13 protein-coding genes are annotated in these 13,559 nt (G+C 70.4%); 8 read left to right on the top strand and 5 right to left on the bottom strand.

Translation table 11 applies throughout. The features are described 5' to 3' along the window. Positions 1–107 precede the first annotated feature (107 nt). The 3 genes from prpF (at position 108) to ACW7G5_RS00740 (ending at position 2,273) form a co-directional block, all read left to right on the top strand. On the top strand, positions 108–1,319 hold the full coding sequence (prpF, locus tag ACW7G5_RS00750) for a 2-methylaconitate cis-trans isomerase PrpF (RefSeq protein WP_457000963.1): 1,212 nt from the start codon (positions 108–110) through the stop codon (positions 1,317–1,319). A gap of 10 nt (positions 1,320–1,329) precedes the next feature. Then, a complete protein-coding gene (gene queD, locus ACW7G5_RS00745; RefSeq protein WP_457000961.1) occupies positions 1,330–1,683 on the top strand; it encodes a 6-carboxytetrahydropterin synthase QueD in 354 nt (117 codons plus the stop codon). A gap of 191 nt (positions 1,684–1,874) precedes the next feature. Beyond that, positions 1,875–2,273 carry a phasin family protein gene (locus tag ACW7G5_RS00740; protein WP_457000959.1) on the top strand — a complete coding sequence of 133 codons (399 nt, stop codon included), beginning with the start codon at positions 1,875–1,877 and terminating at the stop codon, positions 2,271–2,273. A gap of 142 nt (positions 2,274–2,415) precedes the next feature. Here the strand turns inward: ACW7G5_RS00740 and ACW7G5_RS00735 are convergent, their stop codons facing one another. Further along, positions 2,416–2,580 (bottom strand): hypothetical protein, encoded by a 165-nt coding sequence (locus ACW7G5_RS00735; RefSeq protein WP_457000957.1) that lies wholly within the window; start codon positions 2,578–2,580, stop codon positions 2,416–2,418. Next, positions 2,577–3,482 carry a ubiquinone anaerobic biosynthesis accessory factor UbiT gene (ubiT, locus tag ACW7G5_RS00730; protein WP_457000956.1) on the bottom strand — a complete coding sequence of 302 codons (906 nt, stop codon included), beginning with the start codon at positions 3,480–3,482 and terminating at the stop codon, positions 2,577–2,579. The genes ACW7G5_RS00735 and ubiT overlap by 4 nt, the downstream gene beginning before the upstream one ends. 195 nt (positions 3,483–3,677) lie before the next feature. Between ubiT and ACW7G5_RS00725 the strand changes: the two genes are divergently transcribed. The 3 genes from ACW7G5_RS00725 (at position 3,678) to ACW7G5_RS00715 (ending at position 7,207) form a co-directional block, all read left to right on the top strand. Next, entirely contained in the window at positions 3,678–5,162 is a 1,485-nt protein-coding gene (locus ACW7G5_RS00725; protein WP_457000954.1) for a UbiD family decarboxylase, read from the top strand. A gap of 133 nt (positions 5,163–5,295) precedes the next feature. Continuing rightward, positions 5,296–6,294, top strand: a complete 999-nt coding sequence (gene ubiU, locus ACW7G5_RS00720; protein WP_457000953.1) for a ubiquinone anaerobic biosynthesis protein UbiU — start codon at positions 5,296–5,298, stop codon at positions 6,292–6,294. Positions 6,295–6,322: 28 nt separating this feature from the next. After that, the gene (locus ACW7G5_RS00715) at positions 6,323–7,207 is read left to right on the top strand and encodes a U32 family peptidase (protein WP_457000951.1); all 885 of its coding nucleotides are present in this window, start codon (positions 6,323–6,325) and stop codon (positions 7,205–7,207) included. Positions 7,208–7,353: 146 nt separating this feature from the next. On the opposite strand, the gene ACW7G5_RS00710 is transcribed toward ACW7G5_RS00715, so the two are convergent. From ACW7G5_RS00710 to bioD, 3 genes are all read right to left on the bottom strand, one after another. Beyond that, positions 7,354–10,542, bottom strand: a complete 3,189-nt coding sequence (locus ACW7G5_RS00710; RefSeq protein WP_457000950.1) for a multidrug efflux RND transporter permease subunit — start codon at positions 10,540–10,542, stop codon at positions 7,354–7,356. Between the two features lie 5 nt (positions 10,543–10,547). Then, a complete protein-coding gene (locus tag ACW7G5_RS00705) occupies positions 10,548–11,798 on the bottom strand; it encodes an efflux RND transporter periplasmic adaptor subunit (RefSeq protein ID WP_457000948.1) in 1,251 nt (416 codons plus the stop codon). Between the two features lie 168 nt (positions 11,799–11,966). Next, a complete protein-coding gene (bioD, locus tag ACW7G5_RS00700) occupies positions 11,967–12,689 on the bottom strand; it encodes a dethiobiotin synthase (RefSeq protein WP_457000946.1) in 723 nt (240 codons plus the stop codon). Here bioD and ACW7G5_RS00695 point away from each other — a divergent pair. Continuing rightward, positions 12,682–13,167, top strand: a complete 486-nt coding sequence (locus ACW7G5_RS00695) for a GAF domain-containing protein (RefSeq protein ID WP_457000944.1) — start codon at positions 12,682–12,684, stop codon at positions 13,165–13,167. The genes bioD and ACW7G5_RS00695 overlap by 8 nt on opposite strands. After that, a complete protein-coding gene (locus ACW7G5_RS00690; RefSeq protein WP_457000943.1) occupies positions 13,164–13,499 on the top strand; it encodes a TfoX/Sxy family protein in 336 nt (111 codons plus the stop codon). The genes ACW7G5_RS00695 and ACW7G5_RS00690 overlap by 4 nt, the downstream gene beginning before the upstream one ends. Positions 13,500–13,559: the final 60 nt, after the last annotated feature.

The following is a 13,559-nucleotide window of genomic DNA, read 5'->3' as shown; positions in this document are numbered from 1 at the left end:
AGGCCAGCACCCTCCGGCTGACATCCAGCGCCTCGGCGGCGGCATCGCCCGGATGCTACCCGGGTTCCATGGAACAATTGCGCTTTGTACTTTCCGGCACTGACGCAATGTCCTATCAGCCAAAACCCCACGCTCCCCAGCTGAAAATCCCCGCCACCTACATGCGCGGCGGCACCTCGAAGGGGGTGTTCTTTCGCCTCGAAGACCTGCCCGAAGCCGCCCGCGTTCCCGGCCCCACGCGCGACGCGCTGCTGATGCGCGTCATAGGCTCGCCCGATCCCTACGCCAAGCACACCGATGGCATGGGCGGGGCAACCTCGTCCACCAGCAAGTGCGTGATCATCGGCCCCGCCACGCAGCCCGGCCACGACGTCGACTACCTCTACGGCCAGGTCTCCATCGACACCGCCTTCGTCGACTGGTCGGGCAACTGCGGCAACCTCAGCACCGCGGTCGGCCCGTTCGCGATCGCCAACGGTTTCATCGACCCTGCGCGCCTGCCTGAGAATGGAACTTTCGCCGTACGGGTGTGGCAGGCGAACATCGGCAAGACCATCGTCGTGCACGTGCCGATCGCCAATGGCGAGGTGCAGGAGACCGGCGACTTCGAGCTCGACGGTGTGACCTTCCCGGCGGCGGAGATCGTGCTGGAGTTCATGGACCCGTCCGATGACAGCGACGACGACGGCGGCGCAATGTTCCCCACCGGCAACCTGGTCGATGACCTGGTGGTCCCCGGCGTCGGCACGCTCAGGGCGACGATGATCAACGTCGGCATCCCCACCGTCTTCGTCAACGCCGCAGACATCGGCTACTCCGGCACCGAGCTGCAGGACGCGATCAACGGCGATGCAAAGGCGCTGGCCATGTTCGAAACCATCCGCGCCCACGGCGCCCTGCGGATGGGACTGATCGACGACATCGCCGGCGCCGCCACGCGCCAGCACACGCCCAAGGTCGCCTTCGTATCGCCGGCCGCAGGCTACGTCGCCTCCAGCGGCAAGGCCATCGTCGCGTCCGACATCGACCTCAATGTGCGCGCACTGTCCATGGGCAAGCTGCACCACGCGATGATGGGCACCTGCGCGGTGGCCATCGGCACCGCGGCGGCAATCCCGGGCACCCTGGTGAACCTGGCCGCGGGCGGCGGCGGGCGCGAGGCGGTGCGTTTCGGCCACCCTTCCGGCACGCTGCGCGTGGGCGCCGAGGCGCGCGAGGTGGACGGCCGCTGGACGGTTGCCCGGGCCATCATGAGCCGCAGCGCGCGGGTGCTGATGGAAGGCGCGGTGCGCGTGCCCGACCATGGCGGCGCCGCGTAGAATCGCCGCCATGGACATCTTCAAGATCTTCACCCTCGAGGCCGCGCACCGGCTGCCCAACGTCCCCGAGGGCCACAAGTGCGCGCGCCTGCACGGCCATTCGTTCCGGATCGAACTGCATGTGTCCGGCGAGCCAGGCGCGGAGTCGGGCTGGGTGATGGACTTCGCCGACATCAAGGCAGCGTTCCGGCCGCTGTACGAGCAGCTCGACCACCATTACCTCAACGGGATCGAGGGCTTGGAGAACCCGACCAGCGAGCGGCTGGCGGTGTGGATCTGGGAGCGCCTGCAGCCGGTGCTGCCGCAGCTGTCCGAGGTCGTGGTGCACGAAACCTGCACCTCCGGATGCCGTTACCGGGGATGACGCCCAGTGCGGCCAATGGGAGCGGCTACAGCCGCGATTGGTGGCATTCGCGGCTTTAGCCGCTCCCACAAAGGCTTTTGGCCCCGAACCTGAACGTGCCGACGAGCGGTTGTTGCACCGCAACATAGGCTGGCTTATGCTGCAACGCACAAACCGGCACTCCCTGCCGGATCCACAGCAGGAAACCCGCCATGTACCAGAACACCAACGAGCAGTTCACCGCCGCCGCGCGCCAGTTCGCCGACACCGCCGCCCAGGTCAACCGCATCGCGCTGTCCAGCGCCGAGAAGGCCATTGGCCTGCAGCTGTCGACCATCGAGCAGAACACCAACGCCGCGTTCGCCTTCTGGGGCGAGCTGGCCGAGGTCCGTGACTTCGACGGCCTGAAGGCCGTGTGGCCGAAGGGCGTGCAGGTTGCCCGCGAGAGCGCCGAGCGTTCGGTCAGCGCCAGCCAGGAAGTCTTCGGCCAGACCGTGGCCACCAACGAGGCCATTGCCCAGATCACCAAGGGCCAGGTCGAGTCGGCCGCCGCGCAGGCGCAGGAAGCCGTCCAGGGCGCCACCAAGGCCGCCGCCGGCAAGCGCAAGTAAGCAAAGGCGTCACAGCGGTCCCGGCGACGGGATCGGGCATCGCGCGCCCCTCTCTCCCGCGCGATGCCTGTTTCAACCGACCCGGCAGCCTTGGCTGCCGGGTTTTTTCATGCCTGCCTGCGGGCCGGCGAGATCGCGGGCTTCAGCCAAGGCCACGTCCGGGCCCGCGACCGTGCGCACCGGCCCCGCCGCCGTCGCCGTCGCCCATGCAGGGGATCAGGCGTTCAAGCGTTTCCACCAGCGGCGCGTATTCCTGCTCCAGGCTGTCGCGCCAGCGCGGGACTGCAGCGGCCGGCAGCGCGCTCATGCCGCGTCTCCCTGGCCGGTGCGCGCGCTTCGGGCCGCGCGCGCCAGCCGCGCACCGCGGTTGAGCCCGATACGCAGCGCCAGCGGCACCGATTCCCAGGGCAGGCGCTCGAGCGTGTTGCGCGCGGTCAATCCGAGCTCGACGTCGCCGGTCAGCACCAGGCGGCGCTGGAAGAACAGGGTGTCGGCATCCTCGAGCCGGCTGGCAAGCAGCAGCAGGTCGGTCGCGGTGCCGCCAACGCTGGCCTCTGGCGCGCCCTCGCTCGCGTGCAGGCGGCCATCGCGCAGCGCCACCACCCAGTGCAGGTCGAGGTCGGTCACGTCGATGCCCAGCCGGCGTCCCTCCATGAAGGCGAGGCTGCCGTCCGCCATCGGCGCGGCCAGCACCGCGGCCATGGCGCGTTCGAGCAGCCGCTGCTGCAGCCGCGGCGGCAGCGCGCGCAACAGCGGCGCCCAGCGTCGGGGCGGAGGCACCAGGCGCAGGAGCGTGCTGGTGGCCTGGGGAGGAAGGGGGATGCTGTGCATGGCGTGGCGGCTTCCGAGGGACGGGGCGTGTGATGTGGGTGCCGCGATTGGCGGGAGGGCTGCGACTGTCGCGACTGTCGCGATGGTTGCGATGGCCGGATCAAGGTCAATGCCCTGGGCGCGGCGAGCGTCGGCGATGGCCAGCGCGATGAGTCCGTCGGCGGTCGATGCCGGCAGGCCGATCCGGCGCGCGAGCGCCTCGACGCGGCGCCGCACGCGGGCTTCGCGCTGTGGATCGGAGAGCGGACGCCCGGCGCGCGCCTTGCAGCGGCCCGCGCGTACGGCGAAGCGCGCGCGTGCGCCGAACAGCAGCACCAGCGCGTGGTCAATGCCGCCGATCGCCAGGCGCATGCGCGCGAGCGAAGCGTCCACCTTCATGTCCAAGCCCCTGCATGCATCCCCGGGATCCGGCCGCCAGCAGACCACCCGCCACCCGCCCCGTCGCTGACCTGGATCAACCACGGGCGACCTGGCGGCACCCTGCCCCGGACGGCATGTGGCTTGACCCGGATCAGGGCGCAACCCCGCCCCGGACGCGACCCTGTCGCCCTCGACCATCCCCGGGGACTCCGCTTGGCCTTCCACGACCTGCGCTCGTTCCTGTCGCGACTGGAGCGCGACGGCCAGCTGCGGCGCGTCGTCGCCCCCGTCGATCCGGTGCTGGAGTCGACCGCGCTGTGCCTGCGCGCCCTGCGCGAAGACGGCCCGGCGCTGCTGATGCAACGGCCGGTCGGCGCGCGCCATGCGCTGCTGGGCAACCTGTTCGGCCACCGCACGCGCATCGAAGCCGCGCTGGCCGGGCGTCCCTTGGCCTCGCTGCGTGAACTCGGCGAGCTGCTGGCGGCGATCAAGGAGCCGCGCTGGCCGTCGAGCCTGAAGCAGGCGCTGTCGACCTGGCCGGAGCTCGCGCAGCTGGCCCTGGTGGCGCCGCAGTCGGTGCGCGACGCCGCATTCAACGAGGAGGTCCTGGAGGGCGACGGCATCGACCTGTCCCGCCTGCCGATCCAGCACTGCTGGCCCGGCGACGCCGCGCGCCTGATCACCTTGGGCCTGGTGGTCACCCGCGGCACCCGCAAGCCGCGGCAGAACATCGGCATCTACCGCATGCAGGTGATCGGCCCGGACCGCGTGATCATGCGCTGGCTGCCGCACCGCGGCGGCGCGCTCGACTTCGCCGACTGGTGCGCCGATCGCCCGGGCGAACCCTTCCCGGTGTTGGTCGCCATCGGCGTAGATCCCGCAACCACGCTGGCCGCCGTGGCACCGGTGCCGGACACGCTGTCGGAATACGAGTTCGCCGGCCTGCTGCGCGGGCAGCGTACGCGCACATGGCGCAGCGAACGCACGGGGCTGGACGCGCCGTCGGGCGCCGAAATCGTGATCGAAGGCGTAATCCACCCGGGCGAGACCGCGCTCGAGGGTCCGTTCGGCGACCACACCGGCTACTACAACGCTGCCGCGCACTTCCCGGTGATGCGCATCGAACGCATGCGCCTGCGCCGCGATGCCATCTACCAAGGCAGCTACATGGGCCGCGCGCCCTTCGATGAACCCTCCGTCCTGGCGCTGGCGCTCAACGAACTGTTCGTGCCCATCCTGCGCAAGGTGTTCCCGGAGATCGTCGACTTCCACCTGCCGCCGGAGGCCTGCTCCTACCGCATCGCCGTGGTCTCGATCCGCAAGCAGTACCCGGGGCACGCGCGCCGGATCATGATGGCCGTCTGGTCCTACCTGCGGCAATTCACCTACACCAAGTTCGTGATCGTCACCGATGACGACATCGACGTGCGCGACTGGTCGCAGGTCGTGTGGGCGGTGTCCACGCGCGTGGACCCGGCGCGCGACACGATGCTGGTGGAGAACACGCCGATCGACTACCTCGACTTCGCAAGCCCGGTGGCAGGTGTCGGCTCGAAGCTGGGAATCGACGCCACCAACAAGCTGCCCGGCGAGACCAGCCGCGAGTGGAGCCGGCCGATCGTGCCGGACGCGGAGGTGGAACGGCGCGTGGACGCCCTCTGGAGCGGAGTGATGGCCGCGACGCCACCGACACGATAATGGCGCATGCGCGGGGCGCAGGTGCGGGTGTGCGCCTGGGCTGTGCAGCTATCCGCGCCGACCTGATCCAGGTCAAGGACGCTGGCGTGCCACGGCGCCGACGATAGCCCATTCATCGACGCTGGAGCAGCGCATGCAACTGGTCTGTCCCGCCGGCAACCTGCCGGCCCTGCAGGCGGCGGTCGACGCCGGTGCCAACGCCGTCTACGCCGGCCTCCGCGACCAGACCAACGCCCGCGCCTTCCCCGGACTGAACTTCAGCGACGACGAACTGCGCGCCGGCATCCGCTACGCGCACGCCAAGGGCACCAGGGTGTACCTGGCGCTCAACACCTATCCCGACAGCGCGCGCCTGGCGCAGTGGCATGCGGCCGTCGACAAGGCCGCCGAACTCGGCTGCGACGCGATCATCGCCGCCGAGATGTCGGTGCTCGACTACGCCGCGCGCACGCACCCCGGCATGCCGCGCCACCTCTCGGTACAGGGTTCGGCCACCACCGAGCCGGCACTGCGCTACGCCTTCGAGCGCTTCGGCATCAGCCGCGCGGTGCTGCCACGGGTGCTGTCGATCCAGCAGGTCGAGCGCCTGTGTGAGCGCGCGCCCGTCGCGATCGAGGTGTTCGCCTTCGGCAGCCTGTGCATCATGGTCGAGGGCCGCTGCCAGCTCTCGAGCTACGTCACCGGCGCCTCGCCCAACCGCCACGGCGTGTGCTCGCCGGCGAAGTTCGTGCGCTGGGACGAATTCGACGACGGCAGCCGCACCGCGCGCCTCAACGACGTACTGATCGACCGCTTCCAGCCCGCGGAGCCCGCCGGCTATCCGACCGTGTGCAAGGGCCGCTTCGACGTTGGCGGCGAAATCTTCCATGCGCTTGAGGAACCAACCAGCCTCAACACCCTGGAGCTGCTGCCACGGCTGGCGCAGGCCGGCGTGGTGGCGCTGAAGATCGAAGGGCGCCAGCGCGGCGCGGCCTACGTGGCCTCGGTCACCCGCACCTGGCGCGCAGCCATCGACCGTCATCGCGCCGACCCCGCCGCATGGACCGTCCAGCCCGGATGGCAGCGTGAGCTGTCCGCCCACGCCGAGGGCCATCAGACCACGCTCGGCCCCTACCACCGCTCCTGGCACTGACGTGCCCGGCGCCGAAAGGACCACCCGCATGAAGCTGAGCCTCGGCCCGCTGCAGTACTTCTGGCCGCGCGCGACCACCCTGGCCTTCTATCGCGAAGTCGCCGGCTGGCCGGTCGACGTCGTCTACCTGGGCGAGACCGTGTGCAGCAAGCGCCGCGAGATGCGCACCGTCGACTGGCTCGCGCTGGCCGAAGAACTCGCCGACGCCGGCAAGTCCGTCGTGCTGTCCAGCCTGTCCCTGATCGAAGCCGAGTCCGAGCTGGGCGTGCTGCAGCGCCAGGTCGACCACGGCCGCTTCTGGCTCGAGGCCAACGACCTCTCGGCCGTACAGCTGTGCCGCGTCGCCGGCCTGCCCTTCGTCGCCGGCCCAACGCTGAACGTCTACAACCACAAGGCGATGGCGACGCTGGTCGAAGACGGTCTGCGCCGCTGGGTGCCCGGCGTCGAGCAGGGCCGGCAGCTGATCGAAGAGCTGCGCGACGGCATGCAGGCCGACGGCCACGCCATGCCGGAGCTCGAGGTGATCGCCTGGGGCCGGCTGCCGCTGTCGTTCTCGGCGCGCTGCTTCACCGCGCGCGCGCTCGACCTGCCCAAGGACCAGTGCGGCTTCCGCTGCATCGACTATCCCGACGGCATGCCGCTGGCCACTCGCGAGGGCAAGGCCTTCCTGCGCATCAACGGCATCCAGGTGCAGGGCGAGGAGACCACCGACCTCGGGCCCGAGCTGCCTGCCCTGGCCGAGCTCGGCGTCGATCTACTGCGGATCTATCCGCAGGCCGAGGGCACGCGCGACATCATCGAACGCTTCGACGCCGCGCGCGGGGCCTCCGGCCCGCTGCCCGCGCTCGGCGCGCGCAACGGCTACTGGCACGGCGAGCCAGGCATGACGCTCGCGGGACACAGCGCCGGCTGAGGTCCACGCCAGCAGCCGACACTTTTCCGAACTGCGGCGCGATGCCTGCTGACGGGAAGTCAAGACGGAACCAGCACGAAGCGCGATCCCGCACCAATGAGAAAAGCCAGAAAAAGGGCCGGAAAAGATCCGGCCCCCTCCGTGCATCAGCCCGCGTCTGGCGGCATCGCGCGCCCACCATCCGCCTTCGCGGCCGGCGGCACATCATCCAGCCGCTCGCCCAGCAGGCGGCGCACGCTGACGAAGAACACCGGGATCAGCAGCAGGCCGAGGAAGGTCGCGAACAGCATGCCGCCGATCACGCCCGTGCCCAGCGCATGGCGCGCGTTGGCGCCGGCGCCGCTGGACAGCGCCAGCGGCGTCACGCCCATGATGAAGGCGAAGGACGTCATCAGGATCGGGCGGAAGCGCATGCGCGCGGCCTCGATCACCGCCTCGCGCAGACTCTTTCCGGCGGCGCGCTCAAGCACCGCGAACTCGATGATCAGGATCGCGTTCTTGGCCGCCAGGCCGATCACCGTGACCATGCCGATCTTGAAGAAGATGTCGTTGGACAGCCCCGGCCGCAGCATCGTGAACACCACCGCGCCGAGGATGCCCAGCGGCACCGCCAGCAGCACCGCCACCGGGATCGACCAGCTCTCGTAGAGCGCGGCAAGGCACAGGAACACCACCACCACCGAAAGCACCAGCAGCAGGGTCGCGGTATTGCCGGCGATGATCTCCTGGTAGGACATGCCCGCCCAGTCGTAGCCGAAGCCCGCGGGCAGCTCTTCGTCGACGATCCGCTCCATGGCGCCCATGGCCTCGCCGGAGCTGTGGCCCGGCGCCTGGGAACCGACGATGTTCACCGCCGAATAGCCGTTGTAGCGGGTCAGCGAGGGCGTGCTCATGGTCCACTCGGCGTCGACCACGTTCATCAGCGGGATCATGTTGGGCGTGCCGTCGGCGTTCGGCGCTGCCGGCGTGTAGAAGCGCGACAGCGAACCGGGGTCGGTGCGGTAGGGCGCATCGGCGCGCATGTTGACGCGCTTCACGCGGCCGTCGGCGAAGTAGTCGTTGACGTACACCGGCGCCAGCATCAACTGGATCGCGCTGTAGATGTCGTTGACCGACAGCCCCATGGCCTGCGCCTGCACGCGGTCGACGGTGAGCTTGAGCTGCGCCGCGTCCTCGAGCGTGTTGGGCCGCACCGCGGTCAGCGATGGATCCTGCGCCGCCGCGCCCAGCAGCTGGTTGCGCGCGGCCGTCAGCGCCTCGCGTCCAAGGCCGGCGCGGTCCTGCAGGTACATGTCGAAGCCGCCGAACTGTCCCAGGCCCTGCACCGTGGGCAGGTTGACCACGAAAATCTGCGCGTCGCGGATGCCGTACAGCGCGCCGTTGGCCTCCTGGATGAAGTCCTGCACCGTGCCGTCGCGCTCGCCCCAGTCGGTGAGCTTGATGAACGCCATGCCGACGTTCTCGCCCTGGCCGACGAAGCTGAAGCCGGCGATCTGCATCATGCCTTCGTAGCCGGGCACCTGTTCCAGCGTGGTGCGCACGTCTTCGAACACCGCCTGCGTGCGCTGCAGGGTCGAGCCCGGCGGCAGCTGCACGATGGCCATGGCATAGCCCTGGTCTTCTTCCGGCAAGAAGCTGCCCGGCAGGCGCGTGAGCAGCACGCCGGCGAGCACGGTCAGCGCGGCGAACACCAGCATCCAGCGCGGCGCGTGGCGCACCGCACCGCTGATGTGGCGCACATAGGTGGCCGCGATGCGGTCGTAGTACTTGTTGAAGGTGCGGTAGACCACGTTCTGGCGCTTGCCGCCGTCGGGCGCGTCGGGGTCGGGCTTCTCGTGTTGCTTCAGGAACGTCGCGCACAGCGCCGGGGTGAAGCCCAGCGCCAGGAACGCGGAGAAGCCCATCGCCACGGCGATCGTGATCGCGAACTGCTTGTAGATCTCGCCCGAGGCTCCGCCCTGCAAGGCGCTTGGGATGAACACCGCCGCCAGCACCACGGTGATCGCGACCACGGCGCCGGTGATCTGGTCCATGGCCTTGATCGTGGCCTCGCGCGGCGGCAGGTGCTCTTCGGCCATGATCCGCTCGACGTTCTCGATCACCACGATCGCGTCGTCCACCACGATGCCGATCGCCAACACCATCGCGAACAGCGTCAGCTGGTTGATGGTGAAGCCGATCATGCTCAGGCCCAGGAACGTGCCCAGCAGCGCCACCGGGATCACCAACGTCGGGATGATGGTTGCGCGCAGGTTCTGCAGGAAGATCAGCATCACCAGGAACACCAGCACCATCGCCTCGATGAGGCTCTTCACCACTTCCTTGATCGAGATGGTGACGAAGGTGGTGCTGTCGAACGGGCTGAACCACTCCACGCCCTGCGGGAAGCTGCCCTGCAGCTCGTCCATGCGCGAGGTCACGCCCTCGGCCACGGTGAGCGCGTTGGCGCCGGGCAGCAGCTGGATCGCGAATGCGCCCGTGGGCTGGCCGTTGAACTTGCTGTCGAAGCCGTAGCCCTGGGCGCCGATCTCGATCCGCGCCACGTCTTTCAGGCGCACGGTGCTGCCTTCGGCATCCGCGCGCAGGATGATGTCGCCGAACTGCTCGGGGGTGGCGAAGCGGCCCTCGGCCGAGACCGTGGCGGTGAAGCCCTGGCCCTCGGGTGCCGGGTCGGCGCCGATCGATCCGGCGGCGAACTGCACGTTCTGGCCGCGCACCGCCGCCAGCACCTGGGTGGCCGACAGGCCGTAGCCCTGCATCCTGTCCGGGTTGAGCCAGATGTTCATGGCGTACTCGGAGCCGAACTGCTGGGTGCTGCCGACGCCGGGCACGCGCGCGATCTGCTCCAGCACGCTGGCGCCGATCAGGTTGTTGAGCGCGTTGCGGTCGAACGACGGCGTCGACGAACGCAGCCCCACCACCATCAGGAACCCGGCATTGGCCTTGGCCACCACCACGCCCTGCTGGGTGACCTCGGTCGGCAGGCGCGGCGTGGCCAGGGCGACCTTGTTTTGCACCTGCACCTGGGCGATGTCGGCGTCGGTGCCGGTCTGGAAGGTCAGGGTGATGCTGGCGCGGCCGGACGAGCTTGAGCTCGAACTGAAGTACAGCAGGTTGTCGATGCCGGTGAGCTGCTGCTCGATCACCTGGGTGACCGCGCGCTCGGTGGTGGCGGCGTCGGCGCCGGGATAGCTTGCACCCACGGTGACCTGGGGCGGCGCGACGTTGGGATAGGACTCCACGCCCATGTTGAGCAGCGCGATCACGCCCGAAAGCGCGATCAGGATGGAGATGACCCAGGCGAAGACCGGATGGTCGATGAAGAAACGAGGCATCGGGGTCAGCCCTGCGCGGCGGCGTCGGCGGCGGTGTCATCGCCTGCGGGCGTGGCCGCGTCGGGATGGCCTTCGGCCGGTTCCGGCGAAGCGGCCGGGGCCGACGGAGGCGCGGCGCCCTGCCCGGCCGGCGCGGCGCCGGGAGCGCCAGGCGCCGCGGACGGCTGCCACGGCGTGGCGGTGGCAGGCTGCCCCGCCTGCGCGCGCTGCAGCCCGGACACCACCACGCGGTCACCCGTGGCCAGGCCTTCGCTGACGATCCAGCTGCCGGCCTCGGCGCGCGCGGTGGTGATGTCCTTGCGGACCACGATGTCGTCGGCACCCACGACCATCACATAGGGGCCGGTGGTATCGCGCTGCACCGCGGCCTGGGGCACGGTGAACACGCCGTGCTGCACGCCCAGCGTGGCCACCAGGGTCACGTAGGTGCCCGGCAGCAGGCGGCGGTCGGGATTGGGCAGCGTAGCCCGCAGCGACACGGCGCCGGTTTCCGGGTCGACGACGTCGCCCGAGAAGTCGAGCTCGCCGGCGTGCTCGTAGACGCTGCCGCCCGGCAGCAGCACCTGCACGGCCACCGGACCCTCGCGATCAAGCTGCATGCCGCGCACTTCGTCGAGTTCGCCGGCGCCCATGCTGAAGTTCACGTACAGCGGGTCGATCTGGTCGACGGTGGTCAGCAGCGTCGCCGCGCCTTGGCCGACCAGCGCGCCTTCGGTGACCTGCTGCTTGCCCGCGCGGCCGGAGATCGGCGCGCGCACGGTGGCGTAGCCGAGGTTGATGCTGGCGCTGTCGACCGCCGACTGCGCGGCCTGCACGGCGGCGTTGGCGCTGCGCTCGGCGGCGAGCGCGTTGTCGAGGTCGGACTGCGAGATGAAGCGCTCCGGCGCAAGGCTGCGCGCGCGCGTAGCGAAGGCGCGCGCATTCGCCTGGTTGGCGCGCGCCTGGGCGAGCGCGGCCTGCGCCTCACCGGCAGCCGCGCGCAGCGGCGCCGGGTCGATCTCGAACAACACCTGGCCTTTTTCGACGTCGCTGCCTTCCTGGTAGACGCGGCGCTGGATCACGCCGGGTACCCGGGCGCGCACGTCGGCGCTGCGGTAGGCCGCGAGGCGCCCGACCAGGTCGCGTCGCAGGGGCTCGTTGGACGGCTGTACGGAGATGACTCCGAGCTCGGGCGGGGGCGGCTGCTGGGCCTCCTGTTCGCCGCCGCATGCGGCCAGCGTCACGGTCAGGAAGGATGCAATCAGGATGCGCCGCATGGGTGCCTCTCGGGATGAATGGCGAAACAGGTCGGCAAGTATGACGCCGCCGGGGGCGCTCGCGCCGTGCCTGAAGTCAGGGAGCGCCGACGCGCACATGGTGCAGTCCGCGTGACGAAACGATGTGAACGCCCCGTGGCCAGCCCGTGGATACGGCCCCGGCGCCCGTTACGGCGCCGTCCCGCCACCGGCGACGGCGCGCGCGGCCGCCCCGAGGTCCGCCGCCAGCGCAGCGGGATCCACGGCTGGTCCGGCATGGGCGACCACGCCCAGGCGGGGCACCGGCAGCGCGGCGTCCAGCAGCCCCAGGTAGTCATCGCGGCGCTCGAACGCCGGGTCGACCGCGCAGCCCACCCAGCCCAGCAGGCGGCAGCCGTCGGCGGCGATCGCGCGGGCGCTGAGCCGGGCGTGGCTGAGGCAGCCAAGGCGCAGGCCCACCACCAGCAGCACCGGCAGCCGCAGCGCACGGGCGAGATCGGCATGCTCGATGCCGTCGGCAAGCGGCGACAGCCAGCCGCCGGCGCCTTCCACCACCACCGCGTCGGCACCCGCCGCGAGCCGTGCGTACGCCGCCAGCACGGGCGGCATGGAGACCTCGATGCCGGCGGCGCGGGCCGCGAGCTGCGGCGCGGTGGCTTCGGGCAGCGCCCACGGATTGACGTCGGCGTACGCGGGCACGGGAATGCTGGCGGCCTGCAGGGCCAGCGCATCTTCGTTGCACGCGCCCTGCGCCGTCGCCTCGCAGCCCGCCGCCACCGGCTTCATGCCCACCGCGCGCAGCCCGCGCGCGCGCAGCGCATGCAGCAAGGCCACGCTCGCCACGCTCTTGCCGACGCCGGTGTCGGTGCCGGTCACCAGCACGCCCCGCGCTACACTTGGACTCATGTTCACCACGCAGAGTCTAAGCGGCGACAAGCCGCAGCAGTACGCCCAGCTCGCCGCCCAGGCGCGCGCCCTCCTCCATGGCGAGCGCGACCGCATCGCCAACGCGGCCAACCTCTCGGCGCTGGTCTACCACGCGCTGCCGGAGCTCAACTGGGTCGGCTTCTACTTCTTCGACGGCACCGAGCTTGTGGTCGGCCCGTTCCAGGGCCAACCCGCCTGCGTGCGCATCCCGCTCGACCGCGGCGTCTGCGGCGCCGCCGCGCGCACCGGCGAAACCCAACGCATCGAGGACGTCAACGCGATCGCGGACCACATCGCCTGCGACGCCGCATCGCGTTCGGAACTGGTGGTTCCGCTGTTCCACGCCGGCGCGCTGGTCGGCGTGTTCGACCTCGACAGTCCGGTTCCGGCCCGGTTCGACGTTGAAGACCAGAGGGGACTCGAGGAGATCGCAGGCGTGTACGTGGAATCGCTGGGGACATGAGCGCGCAACCGCTCAAGATGCGCAACATCGGCCCGAAGTCGGCCGCATGGCTGCGCCAGGTGGGCCTGAGGACGCCGGAAGACCTCATCGAAGCGGGGCCGCTGGAGGCGTTCATGCGCATCAAGCGCGCAGGCTTCAAGCCCAGCCTCAACCTGCTGTATTCGCTTGAGGGCGCGCTCTGCGACTGCCATTGGCAGGACGTGCCCAACGAGCGCCGCGTCGAGCTGGTCGCCGCCGCCGAGGCCGCGATCGCCGAACTGCCGCCGCCGCGCAACCGCCCGCCGGCGGGCCCGGTGACCACCACGATCATGCAGGATGACGACGCCAGCTGAGCCGCCCCGTGCCGGGACGCTTTTGTAGGAGCGCCTTTGTGGGAGCAGCCATAGCTGCTC

The organism is Luteimonas sp. A501, assembly GCF_054052085.1.
The sequence above is the reverse complement of the archived record's forward strand: the minus strand, read 5'-3'. Positions and strand labels throughout refer to the sequence as shown.

Excerpts from the sequence above, each read along its gene's own strand:
- prpF (WP_457000963.1), top strand. The coding sequence starts at position 108 with ATGTCCTATCAGCCAAAACCCCACGCTCCCCAGCTGAAAATCCCCGCC.
- queD (WP_457000961.1), top strand. The coding sequence starts at position 1,330 with ATGGACATCTTCAAGATCTTCACCCTCGAGGCCGCGCACCGGCTGCCC.
- ACW7G5_RS00740 (WP_457000959.1), top strand. The coding sequence starts at position 1,875 with ATGTACCAGAACACCAACGAGCAGTTCACCGCCGCCGCGCGCCAGTTC.
- ACW7G5_RS00735 (WP_457000957.1), bottom strand. The coding sequence starts at position 2,580 with ATGAGCGCGCTGCCGGCCGCTGCAGTCCCGCGCTGGCGCGACAGCCTG.
- ubiT (WP_457000956.1), bottom strand. The coding sequence starts at position 3,482 with ATGAAGGTGGACGCTTCGCTCGCGCGCATGCGCCTGGCGATCGGCGGC.
- ubiU (WP_457000953.1), top strand. The coding sequence starts at position 5,296 with ATGCAACTGGTCTGTCCCGCCGGCAACCTGCCGGCCCTGCAGGCGGCG.
- ACW7G5_RS00715 (WP_457000951.1), top strand. The coding sequence starts at position 6,323 with ATGAAGCTGAGCCTCGGCCCGCTGCAGTACTTCTGGCCGCGCGCGACC.
- ACW7G5_RS00710 (WP_457000950.1), bottom strand. The coding sequence starts at position 10,542 with ATGCCTCGTTTCTTCATCGACCATCCGGTCTTCGCCTGGGTCATCTCC.
- ACW7G5_RS00705 (WP_457000948.1), bottom strand. The coding sequence starts at position 11,798 with ATGCGGCGCATCCTGATTGCATCCTTCCTGACCGTGACGCTGGCCGCA.
- ACW7G5_RS00695 (WP_457000944.1), top strand. The coding sequence starts at position 12,682 with ATGTTCACCACGCAGAGTCTAAGCGGCGACAAGCCGCAGCAGTACGCC.
- ACW7G5_RS00690 (WP_457000943.1), top strand. The coding sequence starts at position 13,164 with ATGAGCGCGCAACCGCTCAAGATGCGCAACATCGGCCCGAAGTCGGCC.